Genomic DNA, 18,173 nt, shown 5'->3' on the forward strand with positions numbered 1-18,173 from the left:
ACGTACTGATATGCCAAGAAAGTTTATTCAACGGCTTTTGCCGGATCATAAGAAAGTGAAAGAGACCAGGTCATTACGCATGTTTGGCGCGCTCTTGCATGATCCTAACTTATGGCATTTAAACCGCCGCTCAGCAAAAGGTGCCTTTGGCCTTGGATTGTTTTTTGCATTTTGGCCTGTTCCATTTCAAATGGTGTTATCAGCAGCTGTCGCTATCCCACTTCGCGTCAACCTACCTTTATCCATCGTGACATGTTGGATATCTAATCCCTTTACTATGCCGCCATTATTTTACGGTGCTTATTTGGTTGGTAGTACTGTACTTGGTACTGAAATGTCGCCGTTTTCTTTTGAGTTAAGTTGGGCATGGCTTATTGACTCGATTGGCACAAAAGGCCCTGCATTTTTATTGGGGTGTTTGATTTGCTCTGTGGTTGCGGGATTAATTGGGTACTTTGGGCTAGATTGGGTTTGGCGTTGGTCAGTGAGCAAGGCTTGGCGTAAACGTCGCGGTGCCATTGAGTTTAAAGACCAATAACACGCGCTTCGACAAGGGAACACCATGATTGAAATCACAAGGCATAGATAAGTATTTACCCTCTAAGATTGAGGAAAAACACCTCACATACTCCTACAAAGTGGCTAGATAATCCACAAACGCCTGCTCATCCCACGTTTCAATGCCAAGTTCAGCCGCTTTTGCCAACTTAGAGCCTGCTTTTTCTCCGGCTATTAACAAGTCGGTTTTAGCCGACACGCTACCTGAAACTTTAGCACCAAGGTCTTGCAGTTTGGCCTTTGCTTCGCTTCTTCCCATTTGCGACAGCGTGCCGGTTAACACTACGGTTTTGCCCACAAAGGGTTGCTCATCGGGTGAAGCTAACTCTATATCTGGCCAGTTAACCCCTGCATCCCTTAACTTTTGGATGACCGCAAGATTGGCTTGTTCGTGCAAAAACTCATGAATATGACTGGCAACAATTTCGCCCACATCTTGTACTTCAAGCAAGGCCTCAATATCGGCTTGCAATAAGTTGTCTAGGGTCAAAAAATGCATGGCTAAATTGCGGGCGGTAGCCTCACCGACTTCACGAATGCCTAGCGCATATAAAAACTTGGCAAGCGTAGTATTTTTTGCATCATCAAGAGCACGTAATAGATTGACCGCCGACTTGTCTCCAAAACGCTCCAACGCAGTTAGCTGGGGTAGCGAAAGATGAAACAAATCTGCGGGATGAGAAATCAAGCCTTGTTCGACTAACTGTTCAACCAGTTTGTCTCCCAAACCGTCTACGTCCATCGCTTTACGAGAGGCGAAGTGTTTAATGGCCTCTTTGCGTTGAGCTGGGCACACTAAGCCGCCGCTGCATCGAGCAACGGCCTCGCCATGAGGCTTTTCAACATGAGAGTCACACACCGGACAATGGGATGGGAATTCTATTTGTTTGGCATCGTCAGGGCGTTTATCGAGCACGACTGAAACCACTTGAGGTATAACGTCACCTGCTCTTCGAATAATCACCGTATCACCAATCATCACGCCTAAGCGCTGCATTTCATCTTGGTTATGCAAGGTAGCATTAGAGACCGTTACGCCGCCAACAAACACTGGCTCTAAACGTGCAACGGGCGTTACCGCTCCTGTTCGTCCCACTTGAAACTCAATGGCTCGCAATATAGTCATTTCTTCTTGCGCCGGAAACTTTTGTGCAAGCGCCCAGCGAGGGGCTTTTGAGACAAAGCCTAACCGTGATTGCAACGCTAGGCTGTTGGTTTTAAACACCACACCATCTATGTCGTAACTGAGCGAGTCTCGCATTTCGCCTATTTTATTGAAATACGCAATACACGCCTGTGCGCCGGTTACGACAGCGGTCTCTTTACAAAGAGGCAAGCCCATCTTGCCAAGGCTTTCCAAACGTTGTGAGTGGGTCTGTAAGGCAGATATTGCACCGCCCTCTAATATGCCCACCGAATATGCATAAAAACGCAAGGGACGACTTGCCGTAATGCTAGAGTCAAGCTGGCGCAAACTGCCTGCTGCCGCGTTACGCGGGTTCACAAATGGCTTTGCGCCCTTGTCTCGTTGAGCCTGATTAAGCGCCTCAAAGCCCTGTTTGGGCATAAACACCTCACCGCGTACTTCAAGCCGCTGAGGTAAATCCTCTCCTACTAATCTTAACGGCACATTGGCGATGGTTTTTACATTAACGGTAATATCCTCACCGGTCTGTCCATCTCCGCGTGTTGCAGCAAAACTCAATATTCCGTCAGCATACATAATCGAAGCGGCCAAGCCGTCAAGCTTAGGCTCGCAAGCAAACTCAACTTCTGCGTCAAGGTTTAACCTATCTAAAATGCGCTGTTCAAAACTCACAAGATCAGCATCTTCAAAGCCATTATCTAAACTGAGCATCGGCATTTCGTGAACAATACTGTCGAACTTGCTGAGCACTGCACCGCCGACCTTTTGCGATGGGGAGTCTGGGGTTTTCAGCTCTGGATACTGCCGCTCGAGTGCAATCAAAGACTGCATCAACCTATCATATTGAATATCCGGCACACTCGGATCGTCGAGCACATAATATTGATACGCATAGTTCTCGAGCTGCTGTTTTAACTCGTTATGCTGCTTAGCAGGGTTGTCTGACATAAATTAACTACTATCTGGTAAGGCGGCGACGCTCAAACTCGCGAATACGCTCACTGTATTGTTGAAGGCTTTGTTTGGAAAGCAGCACTTTATTGCCATCTAAGACTTTACAATCAAACTCTTCGGCAATTTTTCGCGCGGCGTTATGCATCATATTAAAGACCTGCTGCGCCTCTCCCTCAATCGGCAACATCATAAATAACGATACGCCCTGTGTGGTAAAGGTTTCCATATTATCGATATCAAACACACCAGGTTTAAACAGGTTAGTCAGGCTAAATAAAATTGGCCCCTTGCCGTTGGTATTGACATGACGATGAAAGATATCGTGCTCACCAAATTTAAAGCCTAGGGTCAACAACATAGGCAACAACGCAGCCCCATTGATAGGATTTTCGGCGTTGGCTTTGATATTCAACACCAACACGTCTGTTGGCTGCGAAGCATCCTTGTCATTGCTCTTAGGTGCATCTACCGAGCTTGGTTCAATGCGCCCGCTTTTGCTAGCTAGCTCTGGATCAGTGGGTTCAAAATCAATGCGCATTTGATCATCTGATGCTTTGGCAGAGCCACGTACTTGGGGTTCTTTACGAATCTTTTCTGCGACCGTTTTTCTGTTTCGACGCACAAAGCGTTTGGCCTGCTCAGCAAAGCTTAGCTCCTTTTCGACCCCCTTGGGAGCCTGGCCCTCATCATTTTCTTTGGACATCGTCGGGGGCTTTTTAGGGCCATCTTGTACATCTAACGAAAAATCGGGGGCGGGCTTTGCTCGCTCAATTGAAGGCTTGGTGTCGTGCGCAGGCGCTTCAGCCTCATCTGATAATGTTTTCGCTTCAGCCCCATCTGATTTTTTCAATAAAAAGCCCGGTGGCTCTGGCAAGGGTTCAGACGCATCTGTAGATCTTGCAGGACGTGTGAATTCAGGCTTTGGTTGGGTGACAACCCCAGAATAAATGGGTGCATCCACGCCTTGCTTTTGAGGATTTGACGCTGGTGATATCGCCGCATCCTCAACAACACTAAGCACCGGCTTACGCTCGGTGTTGTCTTCTACATCGGGAGGTTCAGCTACACTGACCACGTCGTCATTTAAGTGGATATCACCTTTAGTACGCTGCTCATTGGCATCATCGCCTAGCACGGGCTCAAGTATCTCAGCCTCATCAAACGCTACCTCTTCAGTTGGCGGGGTAGACGCTTTTGTTGGTGACGGCTTATCTTCATCAACAGCGCTTGTGGTTCTATTTGTGTCAGAGACACTTATTACACGCGCCTGACTTACGCCAACGTCGTCGTAGTAATCGTCATCATCCTCGTCATCTTCATAGCTCTCGAAACGCTCGCGTTCGAATTTTGGCTCTGAATGACGGGGCTGAAAGCTGTTCGGCTTAGTAAGCTTTTTATTCTTACGAATCGTCCAAGCGCCATGCAACAAAATGCCTATAATAAAGGCCGTGCCAATCGCAAAAAGGGTAATACGGAGTTCGTCTTGCATTACAATCCTGTTGTCTATTTTTTGTTATTCAGCAATAGCTAGCGCTTCTTCCATATCGACTGAGACCATTCTCGATACGCCAGGTTCCGCCATAGTGACACCGGTTAAATGGGTCGCCATCTCCATCGCTACTTTATTATGTGTTATATAAATAAACTGTACGGTTTTAGACATTTCTGATACCAGTTTACAGAAACGTCCAACGTTTGCATCATCTAATGGTGCATCAACTTCATCGAGCAAGCAAAACGGCGATGGATTCAGTCTAAATATCGCAAACACTAATGATAATGCGGTTAACGCCTTTTCACCACCTGATAATAGGTGAATGGTACTATTTTTCTTGCCTGGTGGTCTGGCCATAATGGTTACACCGGTTTCTAGCAAGTCATCGTCGGTCAATGCTAAATAGGCAGAGCCGCCGCCAAATACCTTCGGAAATAAGGTTTTAAGATCGTCGTTGACTTGATCAAAGGTTTCTTTAAAGCGTGTTCGCGTTTCTTTATCTATCTTACGCATGGCGTTTTCGAGGGTTTCTAGCGCCTGAGTTAAGTCTTCGTTTTGACTGTCAAGATGTGCCTTTCTAACCGACTGCTCTTCGTATTCTTCCACCGCGGCTAAGTTGACTGCACCTAATCTGCCTAAATCAGCTGAGGTTTTATCAAGCTGCGACTGATAATCACCCTCTTTCGCATCTTCAGGTAAATTTTCTAGCACCTCTTTTATATTTTGCTGCATTTGGCTCAGTTGCTCGACAAAGGTTTGCGCCTTTACTTTAGCGGTTTGTGCACTGAGTCTTTCGCTTTCGATTTTTTGTTTAATGGCATCAATTTTTTCATTAATACCCAGTTGCCCTTTTTCCATGTCCAAAAGCTTCTCATCGATGGTATCGAGTGCATGCTGAAGTGACTGCTGGCGCTCGCCTAAGCTAGCTTTTTCAGTGAGCATGTCTTGCAACTTTTGTTGTTGCTGGGCACTTGGCATAGATAAGGTTTCAGCTTCATCTTGGAGCAAGAGCTCTTTCTCCTGATAATCAGATACCTGCATTTGCTTGTTCTTTTTTTGCTGAACCAGAATTTGATGGCTGTTCTGTAAATTTTGACTCAACAGCACCTGCTTGTGCAATTGCTGTTGCGCCTGCTGCACTTGCGATTGCAAGCCTTGAAGCTGAATCATAATACCTTGCTTGTCGGCTTCTGCAGCGAGTTTTTCGGCCTCTACCTCGGCTAAATCGATGCTCAGACCTTCAATTTCTTCACTGAGCATCTCTAGGCTCATGTGCTCTTGCTCTAAAATCTGCGTTTGTTTAACAAGCTCTTCATTGACTTTTTGCTGACGCTGCGCCTGCTGAGCCTGCATCTTCTGTAGGTTTTCGAGGTCGCGCTCAAACAAGCCTTTTTCGCTCTGTAGCGCACCTAACTGCGTTTGCGCCACAACCTGTTGCTCTTGCTGCGCTTTCAACTGATTCATTAGCTCAGCGTGCACTTCGCTTGCCTCTTCAAGTGCTGAAGTTGCCATGGATATCTCATCTGTCAGCGCATCTAATCTTGCTTTGCGTAATACTTTACTGTCAGCTTGTAGCGCATCAGATACATAAACATCTCTGGCAAACCTTTCACCATTGCGGGTAATGACCATCCATTCAGGCGGAAGATCAATGAGCATTTGCGTTGCCTCATCACGGTTCTGGGCAATGATTATTTGATTGAAATAGTGCGGCAGGCGTTCGTTGTGGACTAATGTTGCTAAGGTGTTTTCACGCTTTTGTTCACTAAAGCGAGTCTCTAACATAATCGGTACGCCAGGTGCTTCATTTTCACTTAGCATCTGTGCATGATCGATATTTGCGCCGACCAAAGCGTTAGGATATATACTCAAAGCCGCTTCCAGCACTTTTTCATAACCACTTGGAACTGTAAATACCTGCCATGCCGGCTTGTGCTCACTGCCGCTTAAAAACGAAGGAGGTTTTTGAGTGTCACTTTGCTGTAATGCCGCCAATGCGTTTTGTTCAGCGCTTAAATTGATGCAGTGGCTTTCGGCAGATTTTACGGCTTCAGACGCTTGAGTCACCTCATCACTTATGGTCTTTACGCTAACATTAAGTTGATTGCAAAGCTCACTGGCAGCGCTCTGTTGTTTACATAACTGCTCAATCTGCTCTTGGATGCGCAAAATATCTTCACCGCCAATCATGGCAAATTCTTCTAACTCGCGTTTTAACTCCTCAATGCGCCCCTCAGTTCGCTCTTGCAGACTTAAGGTCTGCTGCAGTTGACCATGTTTTTGCTGTAAGTCCTGTTTCTGGCGATAAAAACGGTCTTCAGTCTGCTTGGCAGTCATTAATACTTGTGTTTGCTTATCTTGAAGCGCTGCATGGCGGTCTTCTAATTCATGTAATTGCTCTTCGAGAACGTCCTTTTCAGGCGCCAGCTGATTGATTTGCTCGTCTAATACACTAAGCTCATCGTCAATCTCTCGCATGGCAGATTCAACCTGCTTGGTCTGCTGATGTAAACTGAGTATTTCAGCATCAATTTGACCGGCGCGTTTTTTGGCGAACAGCTGCGATTGCTCTAACTTAGTGATGTCGTTACCTAACTGATAAATATGCTGCTGAACGTCACTTAGCTGCTGTTTGGTGATGGACTGGTCGTTTTTAAGCGCCTGTATACCTGACTCATCGCCCTGTTTACCTGCCACAAGACTCTCAAGCTCCTGGCGAAACTCACTTACCCGCTTGTCTGACTCACTCAACAATGCCGACTGTGCTAGCCATCTAATACTGGCAACCTGCGCTTTTAAGGTGCGCTCTTCTTGCTTTAAGGCTTTATAACGGGTTGCCGCAGCGGCTTGACGCTTTAACTTAGCAAGCTGCTCGCCAATGGCTTGGCGCACATCATCGAGGCGATCTAAGTTGTCTTTGGTGTGAGAAATTCGATTAAGGGTTTCTTTGCGACGCTCTTTATACTTGGAAATGCCCGCCGCTTCTTCGATGAAAACGCGCAGTTCTTGGGGCTTTGACTCAATCAGTTTTGAGATCATACCCTGCTCGATAATCGCGTAGCTTCTCGGTCCTAAACCCGTCCCTAAAAATAGGTCAGTAATGTCGCGGCGGCGACACTTAGCACCGTTTAACAAGTAGCTCGATACAGCATCTTTGGTGACCACACGCTTAACCGATAATTCATTATAGTTGGCGTATTCACCGCCAATACGTCCAGAGCTATTGTCAAACACCAGCTCTACCGAGCACTGGGAGACCGGCTTTCTGGCGTTTGAGCCATTGAAGATCACGTCGGTCATGGCGTCGCCGCGCAGATTTTTAGCAGAGCTTTCGCCCAATACCCAGCGAACCGCATCAATCACATTTGATTTTCCGCAGCCATTTGGACCCACAACCGCCGTCATATCCCCAGGGAAAGGGATATTGGTTGGGTCAACAAAGGATTTAAATCCTGCTAGGCGAATCTTCTTTAAGCGCATTTTCTTCTTATAATTGTCTTTGAGCTAATAACACCCTTACACCACAGTTTACTGTGTGATTGGCGTATATTCCATAATAGAAAAACTTCGTAACAATTGAAAATATCTTTTTCCTTATCATGCCATATAATACCAATCTCAATACAGGAGGTTATATGCAAGAACGTGGTGGCACGAGTTATTTTTTTCAGGGCTTTGAGCTAATTCGTACAAAAGGGCTTAAGCGCTTTGTGTTAGTACCCTTAGTCATTAACGTCATCCTGTTTTCGGTCGCGTTTTATTTTATTCTAGATTACATTCAAGCCGGTGTGGACTATATCATTGCTTGGATACCGGATTTTCTTGGCGTGATAAAAGACGGCCTTGTCTATATATTATGGCCTATTGCGGTGATTACCGTACTTTTGGTATTTGCGCTAATTTTTGGCACTTTAGCAAATTGGATTGGTGCGCCATTTAACGGTTTGTTATCTGAAAAGGTAGAACGACATTTATTACAGCAAGACTTGGGTGATGAAGGGCTACTTGACGTGTTCAAAGATATTCCACGCACCTTAGGCAGAGAGGTATCTAAACTTGTCTACTTCATTCCCCGAGCGCTAGGCTTTTTGATTCTATTTTTTATTTTACCCGTCATCGGACAGGTTTTATGGTTTATGTTTAACGCTTGGATGATGGCTATTCAGTATTGTGACTACCCGTTCGACAATCATAAAATTGGTTTTCAACCTATGCGCCGGCAACTTCTTAATCACAAAGGAGATTGCTTTGGGTTTGGCCTAATGGTGAATCTGTTTTCGTTAATTCCGATTGTTAACTTTATTGTGATGCCAGTAGCAATATGCGGTGCTACGGCAATGTGGACTGAGCAGCTGCGGGAGCAAGCGCTGTCTCAAAAGCAACTTGATATGTCTGCCAGTGGGCGATAGCGCTTCTTTGCTGATTGCGCTTAGCAAGATGCAGAAACTCCTGAGCGACCGCCTTATGATTCGCTGTTCTATCGAGTTCTTGCTGCCATAAGGCAATATACAGTGGCGGAATATAATCGGTATCGTGATGCTCTAAAAACGTAATGTCGGCACTTGGCTTATAACTATCGTTGCTAGCATATCGACACGTTTTACTCGGTGCTACAGAAAACGTAATGCTTTGAGCCTCTTCTATATCATCAGCCTGGGCGCTATGGCTCAGCTGTTCCCATTGCGCCAATTTTTCTGTATCCATTCCGTCTAGCGCTGTGGCAATCATGATATTTGGCGCGTTCGATGCCTCGCAATGCTGCTCTGCAAAGCCGCTAGATAAAGCATATTCATCAACAAACCCAGCAAAGTGTGCTAACTCATGCACAAATACCGAATAGTCGTCTGCTCTATCAAGATACATGACCCCACGCTGTACATAGGCTCTACCAGATTCAGCAAACACCACAAGGTGCGTGAAATTAGGCGTTTGGAGAATGTCGGCCAATGGTGAAAGATCGCATTTTATTCGACCATTGCGTGAGGTCTCATCTTGGGGTGTACAAGGTAATTCATCTTGCTCAAGCCAAACGACTGGGTTCACACATATGTCTAAGGTATCAAAACGAGCGTCATTCGCAAACAAGGCTTCAAAGGAGGTTGCTTGCACCACCGAATCGAGTCCGCTGGCAACAAATTGTAATTGTTGAGCACATTGAGCAGGATTGTTTAAAGCGACTGCGCTTACAATTTCGCTTTTTGGGGCCTCGCTATACATTAACGAAGCCTCGGTTCGAGGTACGTTTTTTAGTACATTGATATAGTCGATAGCCAATGGGTTACCCATCTCGTAAGACACTTCAAATGCCGTTAACGCGGCGCTTTTATCTTGTAACTGCCAATGCAGCTTTGCTAGCTTAAACGCGCTTTGTCGATCAAAATGTGCGGCTTTATCGAGCCAATATAAAGCTTCAATCGCATTATCACGATTCGCTTGCACATCCGAAGAAGACATAATTAAGTTTTGATGATGAAATTTTGCGAAGGTAATAACCGCTGGCGGATAACCCTGCTGAGCAGAGGACTCAATTAACTCAAACTGTTCCGGCCCTTCGCTTACTAACAACGATAGTTCAAACGCACTTTTGGGGTCGCCCTTTTGCGCAGCAAACCTAAACCATCTGCGCTGCTCAGACTCTCTGGCTGTGCGCATAGCAAGCTCATATGCCGCTTCTGCGTCACCTATCTGGGTAAGTTGTTTTAGCCAGTACGATGAATCCGACGCCTTCGCAAGGAACAATAACTGTTGGCGCGCTGCCTCATTAGAAATAGCAGCTGCTCGATACAACAAAACTGCTTTTGAGAGGGGATTGTTTTGTGCTTGAGCAAACGCACGGAGATGCTCAGGATTGTAATTGCTGCTTGCATACATGCCAAAACAAATACATATAACTACCGTCAGCTTGATTACATAACCCATTAATGCATCGACAATCAGTTTACTGCGCGCTCAGATGCACGAATATTGGCCAGTTCTACACGAGAGAACTTATGCTCAACATATTCATGCACATTGGTGCTCAATGAGAGTTTAAAATAGTTGGCGGCGGTGGTGTTATTGCCCTTAGCTGCGTGATATTTGCCTAAATAAAAGTAGGCCTCACATAATCGATTATTTAACTCCGTTTGAGAGCGCACATCACTTATCAATGCAGCTACCACGCCTGCTTCGGTGCTCTCGCCTAAGTAAAAATCAACCATTGTGGTTGCCCAACGCTGATCATCGAGCTGTTGGCGGTTGGTACGAAGTTGCTCTAGCGCACGCACTTCATTCGTTTGGCGTGAAGCAATAAAGTGCCATAACGCTCGAATAGGGTCGCTGGGCTCTTGATCAAGAAACACCTGCGTATCAAGTGATGCTAAATCACTTCGACCACCATAATACAGCGCGATCCCGCGGTTAAGAATGGCAAAATGATAATCAGGATTAATTTCTAAGGTTGAGTCAAAAGCTTCGTAAGCACGAATAAACTGACCTTGTTGGGTGTAATGCACGCCAACAGAGTTATACGCTTCGGCCATGTCGGGCTTTAATCGCAAGGTTTCGGTGTAATCTCGTTGTGCTAGGCTACTTAGGCCAAGAGAATCATATGCGATACCGCGTTGAAACAAGAGTTCCGCGCGTTCGGCATCACTCAGCGCTGCCTCGTACAAGATGTGCGTATATCGTGCAATTACCATTTGCGAACGCTGGCTCACCGGCTCTGGCTCTGCAAGCAATAACGAGTTTACAGAGGGCGAGCGTGAGGTTGTGGTGCACCCACTTGAGAGGGCAACCATAAGCAAAACAAAATATAGCCGAATTCGCTTGGCTTTAAGCAATGTAATCACTCCTTTTTACTTTTCACAACGCCCTATTAAGAACTTAAGGAGCCGAGTAAGTTTCCTACCACGGTGTAAAGTGTACTCAAAATCCGTAATTTTGGATAGTGCACAGCTTCAAAAAGAGCTAATAATCACGCTTTTTGGCGTGCACTAAACTTGGCTTTTTGCTCTTCTGTCGCAGGGGTTTGATGATTCGCTTTCCATTCACTGTAAGGCATTTTATATACGTATTCGCGCGCTTGCTCATCAGTCAGCTCAACGCCTTGCTCCTGAGCTGCAGCGAGATACCATTTTGATAAACAGTTTCTACAAAAATCGGCCACAATCATTAAGTCGATGTTTTGCACATCTTTATTGTCGTCTAAGTGTTTTAGTAAACGTCTAAATGCTGCTGCTTCTAGTTCTGTTTGAGTCTTCTTATCCATTTCTTTTTATCTCTTGTGTAATAGTCAAAAACTAATGATAAAAAAAGGAGCATATAGCTCCTTTTTTCAGTTATTTTGCCGCTTATTCAGCGTCACTTGCATTACCGTCAGCTTCTGGCGCTTTTGGCTTTTCAAGTAACTCTTTCATGCTTAAACGCACGCGGTTTTGACGATCGATTTCCATGACCTTCACATCAACCATTTGGCCTTCTGTTAAGTGGTCAGTTACTTTATTCACGCGCTCATGAGCGATTTGTGAAATGTGAACCAAACCTTCTTTACCAGGAAGCACTTCAACGAATGCACCAAAATCAACGATACGCATAACCTTACCGTGGTAAGTTGTGCCTACTTCGATTTCTGCGGTAACCTGCTTGATGCGGTCAATGGCCACGTCAGCTTTGGTTTTTTCGGTTGCGAAGATTTTGATTGTACCGTCGTCTTCAATTTCGATGTTGGTATCAGATAGCTCAGTAATAGAGCGGATAGTCGCACCGCCTTTACCAATCACGTCACGGATTTTGTCTTGGTCCACTTTCATGGTGTAAATACGCGGTGCATACTCAGACATTTCGTCACGGTGACCAGAAATCGCTTGGTCCATTACACCTAGAATATGCAAACGAGCTTCTTTTGCTTGCTTAAGTGCAATTTGCATGATTTCTTGCGTGATACCTTCAATTTTTATGTCCATTTGAAGTGCAGTGATACCGTTGGTAGTACCCGCTACTTTAAAGTCCATGTCACCTAAGTGATCTTCATCACCTAGAATGTCTGAAAGTACAACAAAGTTCTCGTCAGATTTCACCAAACCCATCGCGATACCCGCAACAGAAGCTTTAATGGGTACACCCGCATCCATAAGAGCAAGTGACGTACCGCACACAGACGCCATTGATGATGAACCGTTTGATTCGGTGATCTCTGATACTACGCGCACAACGTACGGGAATTCTTCAGCAGAAGGCATAACCGCTTGAATACCGCGCTTAGCTAAACGACCGTGACCAATTTCACGACGCTTAGGAGAACCTACAAAACCGGTTTCACCTACACAGTATGGAGGGAAGTTGTAATGCAACATAAAGCGGCTATCTTCACGGCCACCTAATGCATCAATCATCTGTGCATCACGTTCAGTACCTAAGGTTGCAACCACAATGGCTTGGGTCTCACCACGCGTAAACACAGCAGAGCCGTGAGTTCTTGGTAATAAACCTGTTGCCATGTCTAAAGCACGAATAGTTTGTGGATCGCGTCCGTCAATACGCTTTTCGCCCGCTAAAATACGTGAACGCACCGCGTCACTTTCTAGGTCGTGGCATAAATTGCTAATTTCTTTGGCATCGAGAGTTTCATCTGCAGCAACTAAATCAGCAATCGTTTTTTCAGTGACTGCATTTACCGCATCTTTACGCTCTAGCTTATCTGATATTTGATAAGCCGCTAACATGCCTTCCAGCGCTGCTTCTTTGACTTTGTCTTTAAGTGCAGTGTTTTCTTCTGGAGCAACCCAATTCCAAGATGGGGTATTTACTTCAGCTGCGAACTCTTTTACTGCATTAATCACAGTCTGAGATTGCTCATGGCCGTACATGACTGCACCAAGCATCACATCTTCAGACAAAATATCCGCTTCAGACTCAACCATTAGTACAGCACTTTCAGTACCTGCTACTACGAGATCTAACTGGCTGTTTTCTTGCTCAGATACACGCGTGTTTAAAATGTATTGATTGTCGGTATAACCCACACGCGCTGCACCAACAGGACCGTTAAACGGAATACCTGAGATTGCAAGTGCGGCAGATGTGCCGATAAGAGAAATTATATCCGTTGGGATATCTGGGTTAGCAGATACAACAGTGATGATAATTTGTACTTCGTTCATGAAGCCATCAGGAAACAATGGGCGAATGGGTCTGTCGATAAGACGCGAAGTTAAGGTTTCGCTCTCTGAAGGACGTCCTTCGCGTTTGAAAAACCCACCAGGAATTTTACCTGCTGCGTAAGTTTTTTCTTGGTAATTTACCGTTAATGGAAAGAAACTTTGGTCTGGATTCGCTTCTTTTTTACCCACAACAGTGACTAATACTGCCGTGTCGTCCATGCTAGCCATTACGGCTGCGGTTGCTTGTCTAGCGATTACGCCAGTTTCTAGGGTGACAGTATGCTGACCATACTGAAAAGTTTTTGTAATAGGAGTCACACTCTATCCTTTAATTAATCATTATTTTTACGCTTATTATCGCGCGCATAGTATAGCCGCATCTGCTCACTAATACTATGACTGAGCGATTAATTCCTTTAAAAACAATTTATAAAGCGCGATTCACATTGTATTTCACAAGCTGGCAGAACAATTGCAACGCTGTGATTATCAATGAGCAAATGCGTAAGTTACCCGAAGGTACTCATACCTATGTATGGCAACACGTGCACAATCAGCACGCAAATAAGCCGATAGTATGAGCTACCAAGGTCGAATTTTAAGCAGTCAGAGGGCCATTTATATTGGTTTAACTTCTGACGGAGTATAGAAGATGACATTTAAACGAGTTGACGATTTTAGAGTGCAGCCGTGCGCGGTGGAATATTTGCTGTTATATATTTCATGCTCAAGCTTTATTTTAGTGAGCACCGCGAGTCTGTTAGGGCACATTAATGCCCCAACCGCCTTTGCAAGCCTGTTAGTGTTTGCCGGTATTGCCGCCTTTTTGATTGCTTGTAGAATCAAACGCCGACAACGAGCCTCGCTTTTTTACATGGAATGGCTAAGCGGTCTGTCTAAAAATGAATTTTTAGAATTAAAACATCGCGTCAAATGCAACAGCCAAGAACACCAATGCATCGCGCAGTTGCATGAAATTGATAAGGCTAAAAATAAAGGGAAAGCACCTACGCTAGCATAGGCACTAATATAGCGCTGGTTTATTTGAAGATAACGTCTCTGGCGGTGCTGCATATTGCAGCCACGGCGGGGTGACTAACCTTACGCTCGGCGGATATCGCATAAAACTTCTGTTTGATATCCGATAAACGCCCAATTATCTCCAATCCAAAAGTCTCTTTTACTTCATCCTCAATAATGCTTGGCATGAAAAACACCCCAAAACCCGCTTTACCAAAAGACTTCATCAACGCACTGTCGTCGTACTGCCCTTTAATAATTGGGTAAATATTGGAGTCATGGCACCACTTATCAAACAGTTGCCGAATTGCGTATTGTTTTGTTGGTAACAAGACCGGCGCCTCGTTTAAGCAGGCGGGGAAAGGACCTGACAATTTTGCCGCCAGACTTGGAGCCGCAAAAAATGACAAATCGGATTGTCCTAAATAGTGATTATATGCTTTGACGCTAAATGCGCTGGAAAGCGGCGTATCGGTTAACACCATATCCACTTCATGCACTGCAAGTTCGCCTAAAATGGCCTCTACAGGCCCTTCTTTGCACATCATGCTGACGTCTTGCGACAACATTAACGCCGGCTCTAAAATCTTATAGACAATGGTTTTAGGTAGCGCACTGGCTGCACTGACAATAAATTCTGATGTTCCAACTAATGGCGCACCGCGCAACACATCGGTTAACTCCTTGCCTAGCTCAAAAATATCATCGGCGTATCTGAGCACCAACCTGCCGGTTTCTGTGAGTCGTAAACGTCGCCCTACTCTGTCGAACAAAGGCTGCCCAATGCGTTCTTCAAGCATACTGAGCTGGCCACTAATAGTCTGAGGTGTAATGAAAAGCTTATCTGCCGCGCGGGCAATACTACCTTCAGTCGCCACAACCCAAAAATAGTGGAGATGTTTATAATTTAAATTTTCCGCCATGCTTATTATTCTACCTTCATGCTCATCAGACGATTGTTGTGTGGGTCGGTAAACAAACCTTGCCACTCAAATAGCTCAGTTTTTCCGAATACTCTTTATACATATATTCGAATTTAATCGTTCACTTTTTATTGATATTGTTAAAAGGTTAGAAAAAGAAACCTGATAGCGATATGAATTACACGTTAGATGTAACAAACCTAAGATTAAAAGAAAGTGAGCACGAGATGATTGAGACTCGCTTGGGTCTTAGCTTGTCTAGATTCGCTAGTCTCATTGCGCAAAGCAACATTGCTTTCAGTGCTGGTTCGGCCGATATGAAGCAATCGGCAATACACTGTGAAATCACTCTTAAGCTGCAATCAGGCTATAAAATTGACATCAGGGATGACGCAAAAAGTGTCGAATTGGCTTTCACACAAGCCCTTCAACGTTCAAAACGCTCCATAGAAAGGCATCTTCGCCATCATCGCGGCCCTCGATTAGGCTCGAGTATGACGACGCGTACCTAAGCGACTTAGCGACTTTTCACACCTATACTCCTATTTAAAATACTCCTTTTTAAACGCTAACAACGTCAGATCGTGCTCGCCGCTTCTCACCATACCTAGCCTAACTGCTTCTTGACCAAGCAGATGTTCAGATAGGCCCCAAGCAATACGCCAATCAAATAGGCAAATAAATCGCTAACTTTAAAGCCGAACCCTAATATTAGTCCGCCAAGGGTTGTATGGCGGATATCATTGATCCATTGGGCCTGATAGAGCTGTGAAAATTCGATACAAAAGCAAAAAACCAAGGCAAACAGTGCTTGAGCAGCTACTTGCAGAGATGGCCTTAAAAAGCAAACACCCCAATAGATTAAACAAGCCCAAAGTGCATCCCCAACGTATAGATGAACAAAGCTTGAAGGTGCGACAAAACTGCTACGTGACAGCAAACCCAAAAGGATGGTGATACCAATGGCTAAGCTATAAATGATAGATGCACGAATGTTGATTGCCTTTCCCTCTTTTAAGCGTGGTTTGCGAAACACACTACATTATCGTCCAATTTTGCCATACACTGCACCGGTGATATTCACAAGATCACTGGGCCTAAGTTCTATTTCTAGTCCCCTTCGACCAGCACTTACATATATGGTTTCGAAGCTTTGTGCGCTTGCATCAACAATCGTTCTGAGGCGCTTTTTCTGTCCTAAGGGGCTTACGCCTCCCAATACATATCCCGTTGTTCGTTCTACCAAGGCTTTATCGGCCATGACTGCTTTTTTTGCGCCAACTACTTTAGCCAGATGCTTCATGCTTAACATACATGCAACGGGCACTACGGCGACAATCAGCTCATGAGAGTCTAGAGAAACCACTAGTGTCTTAAAGACTCTAATGGCAGACACGCCAAGCTTATCAGACGCCTCTTGCCCATATGAATCAATCGAATCATCGTGTTCATACTCGTGCACCTTATATTCGATTTTGTGTTTTTTAACGCTTATGATACCTGGAGTCATAATCTCCGCTTTTTGCAAGTAACATGAACTAACGTGACTTGTGCGTTGCACGGATGTCGCTAACACCGTCCTTGGCACATAAAAAAAGAGGTAAGCCACTAGCTTACCTCTTTTTAATTGGTGCGGAAAGCGGGACTTGAACCCGCACGAGCATAGCTCACCACCCCCTCAAGATGGCGTGTCTACCAATTCCACCACTTCCGCGTATTTGTCATTAATTAGGGATATCAGACTCTACCTGATCATCTTCAGCTTGAATAGGCTGAACTTCAGTCCCTGGAATATCTGATTCATTAGGCACTGGCGGTGCAACCGGCACGACCTGCTCTAATGGAATATCGATATTCTGAAACTCGTCTACTTCATCACCACGGTTAGCAGAGATGCTACCAATGATAAGGCTTATCAAGAAAAAACATGTGGCTAAAATAGCCGTGGTGCGCGTCATGAAGTTACCCGAGCCGCTAGAACCAAATACGGTGTTTGAACCACCAGCACCGAATGAAGCACCCATATCTGCGCCCTTGCCCTGTTGAATCAGTACAAAACCAATCAACAACAGTGCCACAATCAAGTACGCCACTAATAAAACTTCATAAATCATGTTATTTCCTCTTAACTTGCCGCTTGGCAAATTACGTTAAAATCGTCAATTTTCAAACTAGCGCCCCCAATTAGGCCGCCGTCTATATCTTTCTGTGCAAGCAATGCCGTTGCATTTGATGCATTTAAACTACCGCCATATAACAATCGCATTTGCGACGCTTTAGCGTTTTTTTGCGTTAGGTATTCACGAATAAAACCGTGTACCTCTTGTGCTTGCTCCGGTGTTGCTGTTTTGCCCGTGCCTATTGCCCAAATGGGCTCGTAAGCAATCGTAGTCAGCTTTTCAAAAAAGGCATCACCACATTGCGCTAACACTGCATCTAGCTGTGCTTGCACGTAAGCAAACACGTCACCGTTTTCCCTTACCTCTAAGGGTTCACCAATACAAAGTATAGGCTTAATATTAGAACTCAATGCATTGGCCATCTTTTTTGCCACGACTGCATTGCTTTCATTATGATCTTGTCGACGTTCTGAGTGACCAATAATCACATATTCAACCGATAAGTCTTGCAACATCTGCAGAGATACATCTCCGGTGTGAGCACCTTTTTCATGCTCACTGCAATCTTGCGCACCTATTGAGAACTTGTTTTGTGACGCTAACCCAAGGTATGGATAGGGCAAACAAAGCAGAACATCAGCGCTTTGAGGGACATTAAGCTGTTCTATAAACGTGTTGAGTAATGCTCGGTCGCCATTCATTTTCCAATTACCTGCAACCAACTTTCTGCGCACTTCACTCATACCTTGAACTCCTTGCGTGCCCCTTGCTCAAAAGCGGCGCTGATATTAACCAACCACAGCAAATTATACAAGC

Annotated in this window: 16 protein-coding genes and 1 tRNA gene; 4 read left to right on the forward strand and 13 right to left on the reverse strand. The window is 45.0% G+C overall.

From position 1 onward, the window contains the following. Positions 1–10: 10 nt before the first annotated feature. Positions 11–538, forward strand: coding sequence for a DUF2062 domain-containing protein (locus KJ365_RS14040; RefSeq protein ID WP_214452310.1), 528 nt, complete (start codon positions 11–13; stop codon positions 536–538). 93 nt (positions 539–631) lie between these two features. On the opposite strand, the gene ligA is transcribed toward KJ365_RS14040, so the two are convergent. Genes ligA through smc form a run of 3 tightly spaced genes read right to left on the reverse strand, consistent with a single transcriptional unit; the run spans position 632 to position 7,634 of the window. After that, positions 632–2,653: an NAD-dependent DNA ligase LigA gene (gene ligA / locus KJ365_RS14045; RefSeq protein WP_214452311.1), complete on the reverse strand. Its 2,022-nt coding sequence runs from the start codon at positions 2,651–2,653 to the stop codon at positions 632–634. 10 nt (positions 2,654–2,663) lie between these two features. After that, positions 2,664–4,148: a cell division protein ZipA gene (zipA, locus tag KJ365_RS14050; RefSeq protein WP_214452312.1), complete on the reverse strand. Its 1,485-nt coding sequence runs from the start codon at positions 4,146–4,148 to the stop codon at positions 2,664–2,666. Between the two features lie 24 nt (positions 4,149–4,172). Continuing rightward, positions 4,173–7,634 carry a chromosome segregation protein SMC gene (gene smc / locus KJ365_RS14055; protein ID WP_214452313.1) on the reverse strand — a complete coding sequence of 1,154 codons (3,462 nt, stop codon included), beginning with the start codon at positions 7,632–7,634 and terminating at the stop codon, positions 4,173–4,175. A gap of 155 nt (positions 7,635–7,789) precedes the next feature. Here smc and cysZ point away from each other — a divergent pair, with 155 nt between their 5' ends. Next, positions 7,790–8,563, forward strand: coding sequence for a sulfate transporter CysZ (gene cysZ, locus KJ365_RS14060; protein ID WP_214452314.1), 774 nt, complete (start codon positions 7,790–7,792; stop codon positions 8,561–8,563). Here cysZ and KJ365_RS14065 read toward each other — a convergent pair. The 4 genes from KJ365_RS14065 to pnp all read right to left on the reverse strand — a co-directional run bounded on the left by KJ365_RS14065 (position 8,484) and on the right by pnp (position 13,612). Further along, positions 8,484–10,025, reverse strand: a complete 1,542-nt coding sequence (locus tag KJ365_RS14065; RefSeq protein WP_214452315.1) for an SEL1-like repeat protein — start codon at positions 10,023–10,025, stop codon at positions 8,484–8,486. The two genes, cysZ and KJ365_RS14065, sit on opposite strands and share 80 nt — an antisense overlap. A 62-nt stretch (positions 10,026–10,087) precedes the next feature. Next, the gene (nlpI, locus tag KJ365_RS14070; protein WP_214452316.1) at positions 10,088–10,975 is read right to left on the reverse strand and encodes a lipoprotein NlpI; all 888 of its coding nucleotides are present in this window, start codon (positions 10,973–10,975) and stop codon (positions 10,088–10,090) included. Between the two features lie 134 nt (positions 10,976–11,109). After that, a complete protein-coding gene (locus KJ365_RS14075) occupies positions 11,110–11,403 on the reverse strand; it encodes a DUF1244 domain-containing protein (RefSeq protein WP_214452317.1) in 294 nt (97 codons plus the stop codon). Between the two features lie 82 nt (positions 11,404–11,485). Beyond that, positions 11,486–13,612: a polyribonucleotide nucleotidyltransferase gene (gene pnp / locus KJ365_RS14080; protein ID WP_214452318.1), complete on the reverse strand. Its 2,127-nt coding sequence runs from the start codon at positions 13,610–13,612 to the stop codon at positions 11,486–11,488. Positions 13,613–13,946: 334 nt separating this feature from the next. Here pnp and KJ365_RS14085 point away from each other — a divergent pair, with 334 nt between their 5' ends. Beyond that, positions 13,947–14,315, forward strand: a complete 369-nt coding sequence (locus KJ365_RS14085) for a hypothetical protein (protein WP_214452319.1) — start codon at positions 13,947–13,949, stop codon at positions 14,313–14,315. 19 nt (positions 14,316–14,334) lie between these two features. Here KJ365_RS14085 and nhaR read toward each other — a convergent pair whose 3' ends face one another. Beyond that, a complete protein-coding gene (gene nhaR, locus KJ365_RS14090) occupies positions 14,335–15,237 on the reverse strand; it encodes a transcriptional activator NhaR (protein ID WP_214452320.1) in 903 nt (300 codons plus the stop codon). Positions 15,238–15,410: 173 nt separating this feature from the next. Between nhaR and KJ365_RS14095 the strand changes: the two genes are divergently transcribed. Further along, entirely contained in the window at positions 15,411–15,749 is a 339-nt protein-coding gene (locus KJ365_RS14095; protein ID WP_214452321.1) for an HPF/RaiA family ribosome-associated protein, read from the forward strand. Positions 15,750–15,844: 95 nt separating this feature from the next. On the opposite strand, the gene KJ365_RS14100 is transcribed toward KJ365_RS14095, so the two are convergent. The 5 genes from KJ365_RS14100 to tpiA form a co-directional block, all read right to left on the reverse strand. Then, positions 15,845–16,273 (reverse strand): ribosomal maturation YjgA family protein, encoded by a 429-nt coding sequence (locus KJ365_RS14100; RefSeq protein ID WP_214452322.1) that lies wholly within the window; start codon positions 16,271–16,273, stop codon positions 15,845–15,847. Positions 16,274–16,279: 6 nt separating this feature from the next. Continuing rightward, positions 16,280–16,747: a Cys-tRNA(Pro) deacylase gene (gene ybaK, locus KJ365_RS14105; RefSeq protein ID WP_214452323.1), complete on the reverse strand. Its 468-nt coding sequence runs from the start codon at positions 16,745–16,747 to the stop codon at positions 16,280–16,282. Between the two features lie 118 nt (positions 16,748–16,865). Continuing rightward, positions 16,866–16,951 (reverse strand) — tRNA-Leu (locus tag KJ365_RS14110). 10 nt (positions 16,952–16,961) lie between these two features. Further along, positions 16,962–17,351, reverse strand: a complete 390-nt coding sequence (secG, locus tag KJ365_RS14115) for a preprotein translocase subunit SecG (RefSeq protein WP_214452324.1) — start codon at positions 17,349–17,351, stop codon at positions 16,962–16,964. A gap of 11 nt (positions 17,352–17,362) precedes the next feature. Further along, positions 17,363–18,100, reverse strand: a complete 738-nt coding sequence (gene tpiA / locus KJ365_RS14120; RefSeq protein WP_214452325.1) for a triose-phosphate isomerase — start codon at positions 18,098–18,100, stop codon at positions 17,363–17,365. Between the last annotated feature and the right edge of the window lie 73 nt (positions 18,101–18,173).

Source organism: Glaciecola sp. XM2, from assembly GCF_018595715.1.
Lineage (GTDB): Bacteria > Pseudomonadota > Gammaproteobacteria > Enterobacterales > Alteromonadaceae > Glaciecola.

What these genes read in the sequence shown, in the direction of transcription:
- tpiA (WP_214452325.1), bottom strand. Translation starts at nt 18,100, where the DNA reads ATGAGTGAAGTGCGCAGAAAGTTGGTTGCAGGTAATTGGAAAATGAAT.
- KJ365_RS14040 (WP_214452310.1), top strand. Translation starts at nt 11, where the DNA reads ATGCCAAGAAAGTTTATTCAACGGCTTTTGCCGGATCATAAGAAAGTG.
- ybaK (WP_214452323.1), bottom strand. Translation starts at nt 16,747, where the DNA reads ATGACTCCAGGTATCATAAGCGTTAAAAAACACAAAATCGAATATAAG.
- secG (WP_214452324.1), bottom strand. Translation starts at nt 17,351, where the DNA reads ATGATTTATGAAGTTTTATTAGTGGCGTACTTGATTGTGGCACTGTTG.
- KJ365_RS14085 (WP_214452319.1), top strand. Translation starts at nt 13,947, where the DNA reads ATGACATTTAAACGAGTTGACGATTTTAGAGTGCAGCCGTGCGCGGTG.
- KJ365_RS14075 (WP_214452317.1), bottom strand. Translation starts at nt 11,403, where the DNA reads ATGGATAAGAAGACTCAAACAGAACTAGAAGCAGCAGCATTTAGACGT.
- KJ365_RS14065 (WP_214452315.1), bottom strand. Translation starts at nt 10,025, where the DNA reads ATGTATGCAAGCAGCAATTACAATCCTGAGCATCTCCGTGCGTTTGCT.
- cysZ (WP_214452314.1), top strand. Translation starts at nt 7,790, where the DNA reads ATGCAAGAACGTGGTGGCACGAGTTATTTTTTTCAGGGCTTTGAGCTA.
- zipA (WP_214452312.1), bottom strand. Translation starts at nt 4,148, where the DNA reads ATGCAAGACGAACTCCGTATTACCCTTTTTGCGATTGGCACGGCCTTT.
- KJ365_RS14095 (WP_214452321.1), top strand. Translation starts at nt 15,411, where the DNA reads ATGAATTACACGTTAGATGTAACAAACCTAAGATTAAAAGAAAGTGAG.
- nhaR (WP_214452320.1), bottom strand. Translation starts at nt 15,237, where the DNA reads ATGGCGGAAAATTTAAATTATAAACATCTCCACTATTTTTGGGTTGTG.
- ligA (WP_214452311.1), bottom strand. Translation starts at nt 2,653, where the DNA reads ATGTCAGACAACCCTGCTAAGCAGCATAACGAGTTAAAACAGCAGCTC.
- smc (WP_214452313.1), bottom strand. Translation starts at nt 7,634, where the DNA reads ATGCGCTTAAAGAAGATTCGCCTAGCAGGATTTAAATCCTTTGTTGAC.